At 64.1% G+C, this 13,425-nt stretch carries 11 protein-coding genes and 1 pseudogene; 8 read left to right on the top strand and 4 right to left on the bottom strand.

Annotated elements, in window-relative coordinates; all coding sequences use genetic code 11:
• Nucleotides 1-66 precede the first annotated feature (66 nt).
• The 5 genes from kduD to N7E02_RS16120 all read left to right on the top strand — a co-directional run bounded on the left by kduD (nucleotide 67) and on the right by N7E02_RS16120 (nucleotide 5,011).
• Entirely contained in the window at nucleotides 67-825 is a 759-nt protein-coding gene (gene kduD / locus N7E02_RS16140) for a 2-dehydro-3-deoxy-D-gluconate 5-dehydrogenase KduD (protein ID WP_286583201.1), read from the top strand.
• A 255-nt stretch (nucleotides 826-1,080) separates the two neighbouring features.
• On the top strand, nucleotides 1,081-2,391 hold the full coding sequence (exbB, locus tag N7E02_RS16135; RefSeq protein ID WP_286583200.1) for a tonB-system energizer ExbB: 1,311 nt from the start codon (nucleotides 1,081-1,083) through the stop codon (nucleotides 2,389-2,391).
• 3 nt (nucleotides 2,392-2,394) lie between these two features.
• A complete protein-coding gene (gene exbD, locus N7E02_RS16130; protein WP_286583198.1) occupies nucleotides 2,395-2,898 on the top strand; it encodes a TonB system transport protein ExbD in 504 nt (167 codons plus the stop codon).
• A complete protein-coding gene (locus N7E02_RS16125) occupies nucleotides 2,895-3,818 on the top strand; it encodes an energy transducer TonB family protein (RefSeq protein ID WP_286583197.1) in 924 nt (307 codons plus the stop codon). Before exbD ends, N7E02_RS16125 begins: the two co-directional genes overlap by 4 nt.
• Before the next feature lie 197 nt (nucleotides 3,819-4,015).
• The gene (locus N7E02_RS16120; protein WP_286583195.1) at nucleotides 4,016-5,011 is read left to right on the top strand and encodes an Ldh family oxidoreductase; all 996 of its coding nucleotides are present in this window, start codon (nucleotides 4,016-4,018) and stop codon (nucleotides 5,009-5,011) included.
• An 18-nt stretch (nucleotides 5,012-5,029) separates the two neighbouring features.
• On the opposite strand, the pseudogene N7E02_RS16115 reads toward N7E02_RS16120, so the two are convergent.
• The 4 genes and pseudogenes from N7E02_RS16115 to N7E02_RS16100 form a co-directional block, all read right to left on the bottom strand.
• A pseudogene (locus tag N7E02_RS16115) lies at nucleotides 5,030-6,410 on the bottom strand (FtsX-like permease family protein).
• Entirely contained in the window at nucleotides 6,407-7,096 is a 690-nt protein-coding gene (locus N7E02_RS16110) for an ABC transporter ATP-binding protein (protein ID WP_286583194.1), read from the bottom strand. The pseudogene N7E02_RS16115 and the gene N7E02_RS16110 overlap by 4 nt, the downstream one beginning before the upstream one ends.
• Nucleotides 7,097-7,100: 4 nt before the next feature.
• A complete protein-coding gene (locus tag N7E02_RS16105; RefSeq protein WP_374730704.1) occupies nucleotides 7,101-7,577 on the bottom strand; it encodes a hypothetical protein in 477 nt (158 codons plus the stop codon).
• 116 nt (nucleotides 7,578-7,693) lie between these two features.
• Nucleotides 7,694-9,448 carry an alkaline phosphatase gene (locus tag N7E02_RS16100; RefSeq protein WP_286583192.1) on the bottom strand — a complete coding sequence of 585 codons (1,755 nt, stop codon included), beginning with the start codon at nucleotides 9,446-9,448 and terminating at the stop codon, nucleotides 7,694-7,696.
• A 417-nt stretch (nucleotides 9,449-9,865) separates the two neighbouring features.
• Here N7E02_RS16100 and N7E02_RS16095 point away from each other — a divergent pair, with 417 nt between their 5' ends.
• The 3 genes from N7E02_RS16095 (at nucleotide 9,866) to N7E02_RS16085 (ending at nucleotide 13,385) form a co-directional block, all read left to right on the top strand.
• The gene (locus N7E02_RS16095) at nucleotides 9,866-10,489 is read left to right on the top strand and encodes a ribonuclease D (RefSeq protein WP_286583189.1); all 624 of its coding nucleotides are present in this window, start codon (nucleotides 9,866-9,868) and stop codon (nucleotides 10,487-10,489) included.
• Nucleotides 10,490-10,598: 109 nt separating this feature from the next.
• Nucleotides 10,599-11,483, top strand: a complete 885-nt coding sequence (locus N7E02_RS16090) for a hypothetical protein (protein WP_286583187.1) — start codon at nucleotides 10,599-10,601, stop codon at nucleotides 11,481-11,483.
• 189 nt (nucleotides 11,484-11,672) lie between these two features.
• On the top strand, nucleotides 11,673-13,385 hold the full coding sequence (locus N7E02_RS16085; protein WP_286583185.1) for a hypothetical protein: 1,713 nt from the start codon (nucleotides 11,673-11,675) through the stop codon (nucleotides 13,383-13,385).
• Nucleotides 13,386-13,425 lie beyond the last annotated feature (40 nt).

Raw genomic sequence — 13,425 nt, 5'->3', positions numbered from 1 at the left:
GCGTCAGGAATGTTACGAAACCGCCGGGCCCAGTGCCCGGCGGTTTTCGTTTGGGAGGAGATGTGCATGCCTGTTTCGTTCGACCTGACCGGCAAGACGGCAATCGTCACCGGCGCCAATACCGGGCTTGGACAGGCAATCGCCCTCGCACTTTCCAGCGCAGGAGCGAAGGTTGCCCTGGTGGGCCGCTCTTCCATGGCGGAGACTGAGGCCCTGATCAGCGAGGCAGGCGGGCTGAGCCTTTCGATTTCAGCCGATCTTTCCACGCTCGAGCCGATCGAGCGCATTCTCGACGAGACAACCTCATGGGCAAGCCAAGCCGATATCCTCATCAACAATGCCGGGATCATCCGCCGCGCGGACGCGCTCGACTTTACCGAGGAAGACTGGGATGCGGTGATGGATATCAATCTGAAGAGCGTCTTCTTCCTGTCCCAGGCGTTTGCCCGCCGGCTTGTCGCATCGGACATGATGGGAAAGATCATCAACATTGCCTCACTCCTGTCCTTTCAGGGCGGGATCCGTATTCCTTCCTATACGGCGTCGAAGAGCGGGCTTGCGGGCCTGACGCGCCTGCTGGCCTGCGAATGGGCGGCGAAAGGCATCAACGTGAATGCCATCGCCCCCGGCTACCTCTCCACCAACAATACCGAGGCGTTGCGCGACGACCCTGACCGGAATGCCGCCATCCTGGCGCGTATTCCGGCGGGTCATTGGGGAAAGCCAGAGGAGATCGGCGGCGCTGCCGTGTTTCTTGCCTCTCCCGCCTCCGACTATGTGCACGGGACCGTGCTTCCCGTCGATGGCGGCTGGCTCGCCCGCTAGACGCGGCCTCCCGGCACCACCTCCGATCGAAGTCTTCAATCGAAACGGCGCCAATATTACGCTGACTGGCGAAAACGTGAAAATTTGGTACGATTTTGACTCTGATACTCAAGATTTATTAGTTGCCATTTCAAGTCATGTTTATTATCGCATAGCAGCAAAGTTTGCCGCCGGAACAAACCGGCCCGCGACTGATCACATTGTATGCCGATCCGGTGAAAGCGCCTTTCGGCAATAGTCGGAGTATCGTCTGCCATGTCTGCACCCATCGCCCCTGCCGTTGCCGGAAACCGCCGCCTCGCGAGCACCGCCAAACAGCTTGGGACGACGATAGCTGCGCTTGCGCTTTTCAGCGCCGTCGCCGTGGCACAGACATCCGAGCCGAGCACGACGACGCAGGCAACACCTCCGCAAAGCGCGCCCGCCGCGCCCCAGCCGTCGGCAACGACCACTCCGGCGGCTCCGACAACCGGACGGACCGCGCCTGCGACACCCGCGCCGGCCACTCCTGCACAGCCTTCCACGCCGACCCAGGCGCAGTCCGAGGCCCAGCCATCGGCCCCGGCCGCACCTGTGACGCCTCCGACAACGCAGGCTCCGGCCGACAATGCTGCCCCGGCAACTCAGGCGCCTGCGGCAGGCCAGCCGGCTCCCGCGACGAACAACCAGCCGCCGGCACCGGCGGCGTCGCCGACCGCACCCGAGGCAACGGCACCGACGGCTTCCCAGCCCGCCGCTCCTTCCGACGGAAACCCGGCTGCCCCTGCGGCACAATCGCCAGCTCCGGCCCCGCAGGAGAGCGTGACGGACCTGGCACCGGTGGAAGAAGCCGAAGCCCTGACAATTCCCCACGACCTTTCGCCCTGGGGCATGTTCATGGCCGCCGACTGGGTGGTGAAGTCGGTGATGATCGGCCTCGCCATCGCATCGCTCGCCACCTGGACCGTATGGCTGGTCAAGACGCTCGAGCTTGCCGGCGCCCGCGCCCGTGCCGGCCGTATCATCAAGATCATCCGCAGCTCGCGCACGCTTGCCGAAGCCGTCGAGGCTTCATCCGGCCGCGGCGGGCCTGCCGCCTACATGCTCAAAGCTGCTGCCGAGGAAGTCGAGATGTCGGAAGCCGCGCTCGACCACGCGGATGGTGACGGCGTCAAGGAACGCGTTGGCTCGTCACTGTCGCGCATCGAGGCATTCGCTGGCCGCCGCATTGCCCGCGGCACCGGCATCCTGGCATCGATCGGTTCGGTTGCCCCGTTTGTCGGCCTCTTCGGCACGGTCTGGGGCATCATGAACTCGTTCATCGGCATTTCCGAAACCCAGACGACCAACCTCGCCGTCGTCGCGCCTGGCATCGCCGAAGCGCTGCTTGCGACCGCGATCGGCCTCGTGGCCGCCATTCCCGCCGTCATCATCTACAACATGTTCGCCCGCTCCGTGACCGGTTATCGCCAGCTTCTGGCCGATGCGGCCGCCGGCGTCGAGCGTCTGGTCAGCCGCGACCTCGACTTCCGCAAGATCCCGCCGGGCGGCCGCACCCGTCCCGTCTCTCTCGTTGCAGGGGAGTAAGTCATGGCTGGCGGTATTCGCGAACATCACGGCGAAGAGCTTCCCGAAAACCACGAGATCAATGTGACGCCGTTCATCGACGTCATGCTGGTTCTGCTGATCATCTTCATGGTCGCTGCGCCGCTTTCGACGGTCGACGTCAATGTCGACCTGCCGGCCTCCAGCGCCAAGCCTGCCGAACGTCCCGACGAGCCGCTTTACCTGACGGTTCAGGAAGACCTGACGCTCAACCTCGGCAATGACCAGGTGGCGCGGGAACAGCTCACTGAGCGGCTGACCACGCTGACCGGCGGCAACAAGGATACGCGCATCTTCCTGCGTGCCGACAAGGCCGTCGACTACGGCCAGTTCATGGAAGTGATGAACCTCCTGCGTGACGCCGGTTACCTGAAGATCGCACTGGTCGGCCTTGAGACCCTGCCAGGTGCCGCAGCACCTGCGCCTGCAGCGGGACAGCCGGCGGCACCGGCCGCAGCTCCCCAGCCTGCTCCCGGAGCTGCTCCATGAACCCAGCCGCGCCCTATCGCAGCAAGGCGGGGAAGTTTGGTGAATTCTCGCTCTGGACCGGCGCCAGCGTGCTGGTGTTGAGCGCGCATATCGCCGCAGCCGCCCTTCTGATGCAGGAAGAGCCTGTCGCCGAGGCCGAAAGCGCGCCGCCGGCAGCGATCATGATCGAACTCGCGCCCGAGCCCGAAGCCGTCAATACGGAGGCAGAGCAGATCGCCCCCGATATGACGGACGTGGAAAAGGTCGAGACCGAGCAGATGGAGCCGGTCGAGGAACCTCAGGTCGAGCCGACACCGGAGCCTGTCGAGCCCCCACCGGAAGTCGCCGAGGAACCGCCACCGCCACCGCCGGAACCGGAGATTGCCGAGCCCCTGCCCGAGCCGCCGCCGGAACCTATCGAGGAGCCGGACCCGATCGAGGAGCAGATGACGGCTGCGCTGGAAAACGTGGAAGTGCCGCTGCCGACCATGCGCCCGCCTCCACCGCCGCCTGAAGTGGCCGAAAAGCCGGAACCGAAGAAGGAGCCGGTGAAGAAGGTCGAGCGCCGCCAGCAGCGACAGGCCCAGCGCGAACAGGCGCAGGCCAAGGCTCAGGTGACGCAGTCCAACCGTAACGCGGCGAGCCAGAGTTCGAGCGGGCAGACCTTCTCCGCCAATATCTCGCCGGCACGCTGGATGACCCGCGTCCGCTCGAAGATCGCCCGCAATGCCCGCCGCTGCCCGGGTAACTCGACAGGTATCGTCACGGTCCGGTTCAGCTTCGACGGAAGCGGCAATATCGGCAGCGTGTCGGTCGCCCGATCTTCGGGTGATCCCGCCATCGACAGCTATGTCACATCTGCCGTCCGCCGCGCTTCGCCGATCCCTGCACCGCCAGCCGGTGTTGCAAGTTCGCTCAGCCAGCCGGTGAAATGCGAATAGGCGGCTGATATCAGGCGCATCGACCCGAGGACGGTCGGTGCGCCTCTCTTTGAGGAGGCTAGCCCTCCCGCAAAACCCGAGGCGCTCCATTTTCCGGTTTTTGCGCAGTTCCGGGCACAAACCGATTCCCACTTCGGCTGGAATTGCTTTAACACTGCAGGACCGTACCCCTCCTGTTTTAGCCGGAACCTCCCCGCATGCATATGAGCCTTACCGAAGCCGAGACGCTGGTTCACAGTGTCTTCGAAGACAATCGCGTCCTGCCGTCTACCGCCCTTTCCGTCGCCCGCGCTCTCGTCCAGTCGGAAGCCGCCGGCCAATCGGGCCACGGGCTGCGCCGCGTGCCCGCCTATGTGAAGCAGGTACGATCCGGCAAGGTGGATGGCGCGGCCGTGCCGCAACTCGCCCGGCCGAAGCCTGCCGTGCTTGCGATCGATGCCGCCCACGGCTTCGCCTACCCTGCCCTCGACCTTGCCATCGCCGAACTGCCCGCCATCGCGCGCGAGCAGGGGATTGCCTTCGCCGCGATCGGCCGCTCCCACCATGCGGGCGTGATGGCGCTTACCGTCGAGCGCTTTGCCGAGCTTGGTCTCGTCGCGATGATGTTTGCAAATGCTCCGGCCGCCATGGCACCCTGGGGCGGCAAGGTGCCACTTTACGGCACCAACCCGATCGCTTTTGCCGTGCCGGTGGCCGGTTCCGATCCGCTGGTCATAGACCTCGCGCTTTCCAAGGTGGCGCGCGGCAAGGTGATGGAGGCGACGCAGAAGGGCGTCAGCATTCCCGACGACTGGGCCTTCGACGTGGACGGCAACCCGACCACCGATGCCCATGCCGCGATGAAGGGCACGATGGCGCCGTCGGGTGGCGCCAAGGGTGCTGCGCTGGCGCTGATGGTGGAAGTGCTGTCGGCCGGCCTTGCAGGCGCCAACTTCTCCTATCAGGCGAGCTCGCTGTTTGACGCGGACGGCCCGCCGCCGGAGCTTGGCCACTCGATCATGCTGATCGATCCCGATGCCGCCAATGGTGGCGGAACGGCAGAGCGCATGGCGGGCCTTGCCGGCGAGATGGCAAAGCAGGAAGGCGTGCGCCTCCCCGGCCGCCGCGGCCGCAGCCTGCGTGCCCAGGCGCTCGCCAATGGCATAGAGATCGAGGACGACGTGATCGCCGCGATCCACAAGCTAAGCGCTTAAACTTCGAGACTTGCCGGCTCAGGCTCTGAGAGCCTGAGCCGGTGACTGCCTGTAAGCAAGCAGCGCCGGTACGGCGGCAAGCAGTGCAGCAAAGCCAAGGAGGATCAACGCGAGGCGCAGATCCTCGCGGGTGAAATCGACCGGCAGGATGACGCCGCTCTTTTCGGTGAAAAGCTGCGCACCGATATGCGCCGCGCCGAGGCCAAACAAAAAGCCGATGCCGACGCCGAGCGCGACCAGCAGGAACAGCTCCAGCCAGACGATGAGGAAGACCGATCCCCTTGGCGCGCCGAAGGCACGCAGGGCGCCGATCTGGCGGCGTCTCTGCCCCACATGGATAACCGTGACCAGAACCAGCGCAGCGGCCACCAGCCCCTGTGAGCCAGCAGCGACAGCGCTCAGCACCGTCTTGGCATCGCCGAGCGTGGCATAGAGGCCTGTCAGCACCTCGCCTGGAAACACCGCCAGCGTGCTGCCGGTTCGATATTCCTGACGCAGCCGATAGGCATCGGCGATCGTCTTCGGCTTCACCAGGATCGCCGGCAGGCCCGGCGTGTGCTCGCCGAAGCTTTCCACGACGGGTGCATTCGGATCGATGCTGCCGTGATGCTCTTCCTCGACATGGGAGGCAGAGGCGGCGCCTAGCGCGAAAGCGTGTCGCTGGCCCTGGCTCCGCTCGACAACGGCAGCGGTCTCCTGACCAGCCGCCTCGATCTCGGCGTGCTCCTTACCCTTTTCATGGGCGTGGCCACCATCCTCGTGCTCTTCTTCGTCATGCCCCTCCTCGCCATGTCCGTGGCCGAGGCCGTGGACATGCCAGACGGCCTGGATCGGCACGAGAATGGCGCGATCCCAAGGCGTGCCGGTGGGCTTCAGCCGGCCGACGACCTTATAAGCGGAGCCCGCGTGGGTATGGCCGCCGGTCTCTGCGGTGCCGTGCATGGGCTTTATATCTGCGCCGAGCGGCAGCCTGACGGCCGCGCCGAGAACCGCTTCGCCTTCCAGAGCGAACATTTTACCTTCGGTGAAGCCAGAGGTCGTGCTGTCGATCAGGCTCGTCGTGGTGCCGACGATCGGATAGCCGGAAAAACTGTCGCCGAAACCAACCGGGGCCGCCCAGGCAACCCGGGGATCGGCCGCGAGCTTGGCCAGGACATGGCCGTTGACCAGAGGCAGGGGCTGCCTGGAGGAAGACGGAGGAAAGGACGAGTTGCGTCTCGCTGCCGGCGGCACCGACCACGACGTCGAACTTGTCGGCCGCACGCGCGCTGCCAAGGCGAAGCGCGCGTTCCTGCAGGGTGACTGCGACGCCGAGCGCGGTCGCCAGCGCCACCAGAAGCACGACGACGGCGCCACCGAGCCAGAGGCGGCGGAGATCGGCAAGGATGAAGCCGATCATGCCGCGATCTCCCTGGCATCCGTATCGGCCACGATGCGGCCGGCCTTCAGCGTCAGGCGGCGATCGAGCCGTTCCACGAGACGCTGGTCATGGGTCGCAAGGATCAATGTCGAGCCGGCAGCTTCGGCGACGGAGAGAAGCAGGTCGCCGACCGCATCTCCGCTTTCGAGATCAAGGCTCGCGGTCGGTTCGTCGGCGATGATGACGCCGGGGCTGCGCAGGAGGGCACGGGCGATTGCCACGCGCTGCATCTCGCCGCGCGACATGGTCTCGACATGCTGGTCGGGACGCTTGAGGCCAACGGTCTCGAGCAGTGTGTGGGCCCGCTTCTTAAGGTCGGCATTCGCGACACGGGAGAGGCGGGCCGGCAGAAGGATATTGTCGAGCGCCGAAAGGCCCGGAAACAAATGAAAATCCTGCATGACGAGGCCGATATTGGCGGCGCGCCAACGGTCACGGCGCCCTTCGGAGAGCTGGGCGAGATCCTCCCCGCCCCAGACAACACGACCGGCGCGGATGCGCTCGAGCCCGGAGATGATGTTGAGAAGCGTGCTCTTGCCCGAGCCGGACCCGCCCGTCAGCGCCACACGGCTGCCGGCGGCGATATCGAGGCTATCTATGGCGAGAACCGGCGCCACGAGTCCGGCAAAGGACACGGCGAGTTTTTCGATTTTCAGCGGCAGCATGCTGTCAAACCGTCGCGTATTCGGCCTGGCGGATGCGCAGCAGGCTGACAAAGCCGGTATCCGGATCGGTCCAGGAGCCCATTTCCAACGTGCCGCGCACTTCGATCGTCTGGCTGGGCTGGGTGAAGGTCTGTTTTTCGGAGAGATAGACGACGACGATATTGTCCGGCCAGTCGGCATCGGTCGAGCAGAAGGGGCAGATCGACATGGGGATTTCGGTCAATACGAAGAATGCGGCCTCGGCTTTCAGCGGCGGCGCCATGAAGCCCTTCATGGCGATGTCCTTGCCGTTCAGCTGCTTGACCTTGTCGGAGAATTCCAGCCCGAGCACGCTGATTTTGCCGTAGAGCTCATCGAAGGTGATGTCGCTATCGGCGCGTGCACGACCCGCCACTGAAAGCAGGGGCAGAGCGGCCACGAAACCCAGCGACAGGCTGAGCATCTGGCGGCGATTGAACGGCACCTCGCGGGGCTTTTCCATCACCATTCTCCTTCATGGAAGCATGCTGCCATCCTCCCGCAGAGGAGACGGCAATTCAAGTCGTCAGAAATGCACGGATGGGCGGACCATCTGGCCCGCCCATCCTGATCTGCTGCTTAGTTGGTCTGCTTGGCACCGAGCGCGAAAGCTTCGGCAAGTGCCCTGTAGACGTCGCTCTGTTCCATGTAGCCACGGAAGCCTTCGGCACCGGGGCCAGCGGCCTGGAGCACGACGTCGTCTACGGCATGGACACCGCTGTCGGCGCTCTTCGGGATGATGCCGGTGACGAGGACAGCACCGGGAACATCCTTGTACTGCTCGTTGGCGACATATTCCTTCTTCTCGTTCTGGATCGCCGGAACGAAGGGACCATCGAGCTTCGGACGGAAGGTCTCGTAGTGGTCGGGGCCGTTATTGGCATTGAGGAAGAGGCGGCGAGATACGTCGACCTTGTCCGGATAGCCATCGCCATTCTTGTCTTCGTAGTTCGGGAAGCCGGCTTCCGCATAGGTGCCGACCTTCTCGCGCATGTCGGTGCCTTCCTTCTCGTCATCGACAGTGCCGATGATGGAGACGCCATGGGTGTGGTCGCCGGTGACGACGATCAGCGTGTCGGGGTTCTTGGCGGCGAATTCGCGGGCAGCGCCGATCGCCTGGTCGAACTCGATCGTGTCGACGACGGCACGGTCCCAGTCGAGCGGGTGAGACATCTTGTCGACATTGGCGGCTTCGACCATGAGGAAGAAGCCTTCCGGGTTCTTCGACAGGGTATCGAGCGCGACCTTGGTCATCTCGACGAGGCCCGGCTGATCCGGGAACTTGCCCGTCGTGCCCTTCTTGAGGAACTCGCGGTCAAGCGTCGTGTCCATGTTGCCGGTGTGGAACAGGCCGAGGATCTTGCCGGTGTTGGTGCCTGCAGCCGTCGCCAGTTCCGACTTGCTGGTCGCCAGCGTGTAGCCGGCGTCCTGGAACATCTTGACGTAGTCCTTGTCGTCCTTGCGCTTGGAGCCGGGGGTCGCCTGCGGCAGGAAGTAAGCCGAACCGCCGCCGAGGACGACATCCGGCTTCACGTCGAACAGCATGCCGTTGATCTCGGCCTTGTCGCCACGCTTGCGCGTGTGGGCAACGACGGCGGCAGGCGTCGCATCCTGCAGCTCGGCGGTCGAGATGATGCCGATCGACTTTTTGGTCTGGCGGCGAAGCGCTTCGGCGATGTTTTCGACCTTCGGGTCATCCATCGAGTCCGACGTGCGGTCGGCATAGACGCCGATGGCGTTCACGGCGGTCTTGTGGCCGGTCATGTAGGCCGACATGGTGTTCGCCGAATCGGTTGCGACGGCATCGGTGGCGGAAGTGCCGATGAAGGCTGCCGGTGGGATCTCGTCCATGTTGAGACGGCCGTCGGCCTTGCCCTCGGTCATGCCCTTGGACATGATGCGGGCGGCCGTGCGGTGGGCGACGGACAGGCCGTCGGCGATGAGGAAGATGACGTTCTTCGCCTTCGGCTGGGCATCCGTGCCGTAAACGTTCCAGGTCACGCTCTTGGTCTCGGAACCAGCGGTGACTTCGACCTTGTAGTCGCCGGCATTGGCGATCGTCAGGCCACGCAGGATGACGGCGGAACCGAGAACCTTGTCCTTGGACTTTTCTTCGGCGACGAACTCGACTTCCTTGCCGAGCGTTGCCTTGTAGTCCTGGCCATTGACGGTGATCTTCACGTCTTCCGGCTTAACAACGGACTTGAACTCGACCTTGAAATCGAAGGGCGAGCCGGCGAGGATGGTGGCGCGGTCGAGCGGGTAAACGGTGGCGGCCTGGGCGGCGCCTGCCAGAGTGGTCGAAACGACCAGGGCAGCAAGGATCTTGCGCATGGAAAACCTCATGATCTAGGGCGGAACGAGGTTGTCTTATCGATCGCAGATGACACTTACGTGACTGCGTCGTGAATTGGCGTCTGATGCGGGGAAAGACCTCCAGAAAAGCGAAAAGCCTGGCGCGGGAGGAGGATGCGCCAGGCTTTAAACTTGATCGACAACTGGGAGGAGGAGGATGTTGTCGATCCGCTATCGAACGACACTGGGAGGAGGAGTGCGTCGTTCGATGAGCAGGTTATAATCCGACTCGTTGTCGGCCGCCAAGCGGGTTCGCTGCAATGCAGCAATGCATTAGACGCAAGGCTGAGCATTTGCTCATCAAGACAATGCCCCTATACCGGGCACCTACAGTATCGCCTCACTCTGGATGATATGATAGCCACGACGATATTGATACAATGCGGGTGAAATCACATGGCTGAGATACGCTATCATGAAGGCGACATTCCGGCACAGGACGCGGCACGCTATTCCGGCGCCATCGCCATCGACACCGAAACGCTCGGTCTGATACCGCGCCGCGACCGGTTGTGCGTCGTGCAACTGTCGCCCGGAGACGGGACGGCGGACGTAATCCGCATCGCGGCTGGCCAAACGCAGGCGCCGAACCTCGTGGCGCTGCTGGGCGATCCGACCCGCCAGAAGATCTTCCACTACGGTCGTTTCGACATCGCGGTTCTGTTCCACACGTTCGGCGTGACCACGACCCCGGTCTTCTGCACCAAGATCGCCTCGCGCCTGGTGCGCACCTATACGGACCGGCATGGTCTGAAGGAAAATCTGCGGGAACTCCTCGAGGTCGATATCTCCAAGGCGCAACAGCAGACGGACTGGGCTGCCGAAACGCTGTCGCAGGCTCAGCTCGAATATGCGGCTTCCGACGTGCTGCATCTGCATGCGCTGCGCGACAAGCTCACCTACCGCCTGATGCGGGATGGCCGCGCGGAGCTCGCCACCGCCTGCTTCGAATTCCTGCCGACGCGGGCCAAGCTCGATCTGCTCGGCTGGGAAGAAACCGACATTTTTGCCCATAGCTGAGGCACCCGTCTCTGGGTGAGATAAGTGCCAATGCCCCGTAAAGGTTTTGTTAACCAGTGAAACCTTACGTTGCATGCGGGCAAAGATATCTCGAACACCGGACCTCACGATGCTGCTTCCTACTCAGCAAAGCTACGGACTTGCCGCGACCAACACGATGCAGTCGATGCTCGACGGCATCGAGGAGCAGCGCAAGCAGAATGAGGAGCAGCGCACCGGCAAGGAACGCGACAAGCTGACCGAGGCTCGCCTCAGCGCCAGCGAGGACGCCAAGCGTGCCCGCGAGAAGATCGCCACAGCACTTTTCGGAACCGGGAATGCCGACCCCGCCGCGCTGAAAATGGATCTCGTCGAGAGGCTGGCTGACGAGCTTGGGCTCGATACCGACGAAGCCCGCTCCTCCTACAAGCTTGGCCGTGCACTCGAAGAAGCGCTGAAGGGCATGGCGCCGAACGATGTCCGTGACTTGTCCGAGAAGATCGGATTCGCCGATCTCGGCATTTCGATGGACACCCTGCTCAACGCCATCAAGAACCCCTATGGCGACGACAATGAGCGGCTGAGCGAAGCCCTGATCAAAAAAGCCAATGGCGGCAAGCTGGGTACGGAAGTCGAGCGCGTCGTCCAGCGTATGGAAGACACGGCCGATCCGAAATCGCTTGAGGAACTGAAGCTCGGCCCGCAGGGCTATGACCCGACGCGCGTGGAAGACGCCGAGACGCGCGCCGAGCGCCTGGAAGACATACAGGCCGCGGAAGCCGGCCAGAAGCTCGAAGACGTCCAGGAAAACCAGGACGAAGTCGAAGAAAAGAATGACGAGCTCGGGGCAAAGCCGACTGATGATGGCGCCGACGCTACCGAAGCCGCCTCAGCGCTGGCCATTCTCGCAGCAGACGCCGAGAAAGCGGAAGACGCAGGGGAAGACGACACTGGCATCCTCCCCGTCGTTACTGACGAGATTGGACTCTACGAACTTCGCAAGAAGGCCGCTTAACTCAGCAACCCTGCCGTTTGCACCGTCTACTCTGCGACCAGTCCGCGCCGGATTAGCGGTGCGTTAACCATTCACCCCTATCATCTCCTGTCATTCGGCAAGAATGCGCCATGAGGCGTCGCAGCGCCATGTCGCTGCATGATTTGGCCGGCATGTCCCCACCGTCGCAGACAACTGATGGAGCATGCGATGCTGCCACCTGTTCGTGCCGCGTTGAGTTCGCATTCCGACTTCCAGAGCCAAGCGCCTGCTGCCGCCGCCCGCATGAGCCTTGCTGCCGCCACGACAACTGTGGCAGCCGACAACGACAAGTCCGTGCCGATCTCCGGTGGGCGCATGGATGCGCTTTCGCTTTCCGCCCAGTTGAAGCTCGCCCAAAGCTTCTCGATCTTTGCCGAGACGATCGGCAAGGTGCTCAACATGCCGCGCGGCGAGAACGAAGCGCTGGTCGACTATGCGACGCGCCTTTCCGAAGCCGTGCGGGCTCTCAACCCTGCCGAGCGGATGTCGATCGAGCGCCTCTTGAACCAGATCGTCAAGGGCGTGACCTTGCGGCTCCTCGCCGAGATCCTCAACGATCCAGCCGGCCCCGATGCGGCTCGGCTGGCTGCCTATATCGAGACAGCAAGCGCCAGCGAGCGCGACCTTGCGGCCAAGGCCGTGGTGAGCTCCTATCGCCAGAACGGAAGCGCCGAGCCGGCTGCAAACGGCAATGTTTCGCGGCCGGCGCCTGCTGCCCAAGGCGGCATGCCGGCTGGCGCACCGGCGGGAGCCCAGGGCGCGGCCACCGCTGCGGGCGCTGCACCAGCGGCTTCGACGCCTCAATCACAGGCCGCCCCTGTCGCGTCGGCGTCACAGCAGGGCTCATTGCAGGACACCCCGGAGAGCTCACCGGCTCGTCCCGATGGCCAACAGCCGACGCAGAATACAGGAAACGCGCTGGCGGACCGGCAGGGCAACCGTCTCGAGCGCCCGACGACACCAGCCTCCCATACCGCCAACCCGACGATGAGCGGCCCCGCAAGCGGCCAGACGGCACAGCAGCAGGCGGCCGCGCAAATCATCCCCGGACAAGCTGCCATTGCTGGAGCCTCGCCGAACTCTCCCGCAGGTCTCGGCATAGCGGCAGCCGATGGCGATACGGGTGCGGCACCTGCCGCGCGCATACAGGACGAGGCCGCCGCCGATCCGAGGGTTGCCGAAACCAAGGCGAAGAGCCCTCGCCTTGCCGAGACCGGGATGCGTGCGCCATCGACCGACGGGCGCGCCGGCCTTTCGAACGCAAGATTGATGCTTGCCGAACTGGCGAACTGGATGACCGGCCTTGTCGCGACGGGAGAAGCATCGCCTACAGCCGGTTCGACAGTGCGACGTCCAGAATTCCTTGCCGCCCCGACGGAGCAACCGGCAGGCCAGGACGAGCCGACTGCTGCAGATGGTGCAGCTAAGCAGGCTGCGGGCACCGCGCGCAACGCCGGAGCGACCGATTCGCCTTCGGCTGCCAGACCGAGCGAACCGCCGCCTTCGGAGGCGGCGGCAGCAGCCCAACCCGATGGCGGCGAGCCGTTGGACAAACAAATGGCAATGCTTGCCGGTAGCTGGCCGCAGGCAACACGCGAAGGCGTGCCGTGGCCCTATGTCGCCTACCCGCCGGGAGAGCAGGAGCCCGAACGCGAGGAGCGCAAGGCGCGTGCAATCGCGGAAATCGGCGACGAAGAGGATGAGGCGCCGGCGCAGGATCATGGCTTCCACGGCGAGCAGCAAGGCGAAGAGGCCGAGCAAGAATCGTCACAGGATGGCGAGGGCCGGAAAGACAAGGCGGAAAGCGCAGGCGAAGCACGCTCCGACGAGGATGAGGGCCGCCCCAACGATCTTTACTGGCGGATGGCCGGCTGGAGCTGACATATATCGGGCCGCGCCGGCAACGGCGGGACCCTCACCA

The organism is Terrirhizobium terrae, assembly GCF_030323265.1.
Lineage (GTDB): Bacteria > Pseudomonadota > Alphaproteobacteria > Rhizobiales > Rhizobiaceae > Neorhizobium.
The sequence above is the reverse complement of the archived record's forward strand: the minus strand, read 5'-3'. Positions and strand labels throughout refer to the sequence as shown.